The 1,836-nt window shown below is 40.4% G+C and carries 1 protein-coding gene; it reads right to left on the bottom strand.

Going from position 1 to position 1,836, the window contains the following annotated elements; genetic code table 11:
- Positions 1 to 650: 650 nt before the first annotated feature.
- Positions 651 to 1,109, bottom strand: a complete 459-nt coding sequence (locus Q0852_RS23510) for a hypothetical protein (protein WP_299022841.1) — start codon at positions 1,107 to 1,109, stop codon at positions 651 to 653.
- Positions 1,110 to 1,836: the final 727 nt, after the last annotated feature.

Raw genomic sequence — 1,836 nt, 5'->3', positions numbered from 1 at the left:
AAAAATGAAGCCTATTCTAAAAAAGCAACCTCTCTGGAAGCCTTGTAAAATAAGGGCTCTTCATGATCTTGCCCTGTATTTACCTGCCATATGATTAACGCATCATACAACAAACAAAATGTATAAGTTTGAAATCGCTCAATTTTGGCCTTAAATATTAACGACATAGTCTTTTTGGAATGGATTTTGTGCAGGTAGTTTTCAGAGAAATTGGATTAACAGCTAATGAAGAAAGAATCACTCTTTACCAACTGATATAAATCGAGAGCTTCGGGAGATTTATGAAGACTGAAATTTGTTAGCCTTTAGCCAAAATTTGATAACTTACTTTCGATGATATTTCTGGGATTTCTGACAACGAGAACTGGAAAATCAAGCGTGCTGCGGACAAAGCCCGACAATCTCACAGTTCGTTATACCGACAAGCGTTCAGTTATATCGCCTGAGAAGATCGGCTTGATAGCCGCTAAGCTTGACCCGCAAACCTTGAAGCGAAAACCACGTTGCCTGTGCTTTTAGGCCATAACGCCGGGCATAAGGTGCGCCACGACTAACCCACCAAGTGCACCAAACTCCACACCAAAACTGCCGAGTGTAACAAGTCACCTTGATGCCTTTGTTCGGCATATCAAGCGTAAATTGTGCTTTAATTAATTCGTTATAAATGCTCTTAGCTCTTTCACAACAGGATTGATAGTGAATAGCTGCAAAACTGTAAGCCTGAGCTTAGGTATGAAGATTACATATTTGCCCAAATCTTCATCGTTTACTTTCATCAGGATTAACTCCGGATATAAAAGAATAGAACCATGAATTGATTTAACTTGTTCAAAAGGGATAAATTTTTTAGATTTGAAACCCGTAACTAAAAATCCACCTTCCAATAACAAAACCTTTTTGATTTTTAGGTAGATGCTTGTTATTAAAACTAAAAACATCAAGCCTAAAGTAAGCTCAACAATCGAATAATTTCCTGAAAATCCATCATCAGTAAGCATCACGTACACTTGCACCAACCACAAAATTGGCAATGCCAATAATAGAAGTGGAATCAAAAAACACTTGTACAACACTGTAATGCTTGAACTTAGTTGTAACTTCTTAACCATAGATAAATGCCTAACGCCTACAATAAGGTGTGCTAACTCTGAACCAGCCAAGCACACCGAACTTCAAACCAAAACTGCCGAGTGTAATGCATCACCTTGATTGTTTTGCAACTCAATCCATTGATTCGATCATTCTTGGCCGAAAGCCCTTCCACGTATGATGAATTTGCGACATACAGACAACAAGCGCAGACTCTGATAATTCCGATTTACTTTCAACAATTTGAGCCAAACCAACTTACATGACAACCTAATGCTGACTCGATTGGCTGCTGCACCGAACAATTGCTAAAGACAAGCAACTGCCCTTTAAGAGCAGAGTAACATTGATAACTCAGTGTTGAATTGCCTGAGTAAAAGGCAGAAAAGGGCAATAAAACCAGCTGTTCTCGGAACCTTCTGGCAGCCTTTCGCTGAACGAATGGCCTAAGAATTCATGGAAATGAGCGATGAATCATCAACCATCACTGCACTTGGCTCTAGGTGCATAACGCCTGGGATAAGGTGCGCCACGATGAACTCACCAAACCCACTAAACTTCAAACCAAAACCGCCGAGTCAAACGCGTCACCTTGATACCTTTGTTATGGCGAGCTCCAAGTAACCTATTCAACTTCAATGCACGCTACCGCCAAACAGGATTATTTGCCTCAGGGCAAGATTACGAAGCCCCTTGCCCCGTAAGGACTTGTGACAGGTAAACATTATTTCTACCTGCTCGTTTTTG

Origin of the sequence: uncultured Photobacterium sp. (genome assembly GCF_947502415.1) — a bacterium.
Taxonomy (GTDB): Bacteria; Pseudomonadota; Gammaproteobacteria; order Enterobacterales; family Vibrionaceae; genus Photobacterium.
Note: the sequence above shows the minus strand (reverse complement) of the source record. Positions and strands in the feature narration are given on the sequence as shown.

What these genes read in the sequence shown, in the direction of transcription:
- Q0852_RS23510 (WP_299022841.1), bottom strand. Translation starts at nt 1,109, where the DNA reads ATGGTTAAGAAGTTACAACTAAGTTCAAGCATTACAGTGTTGTACAAG.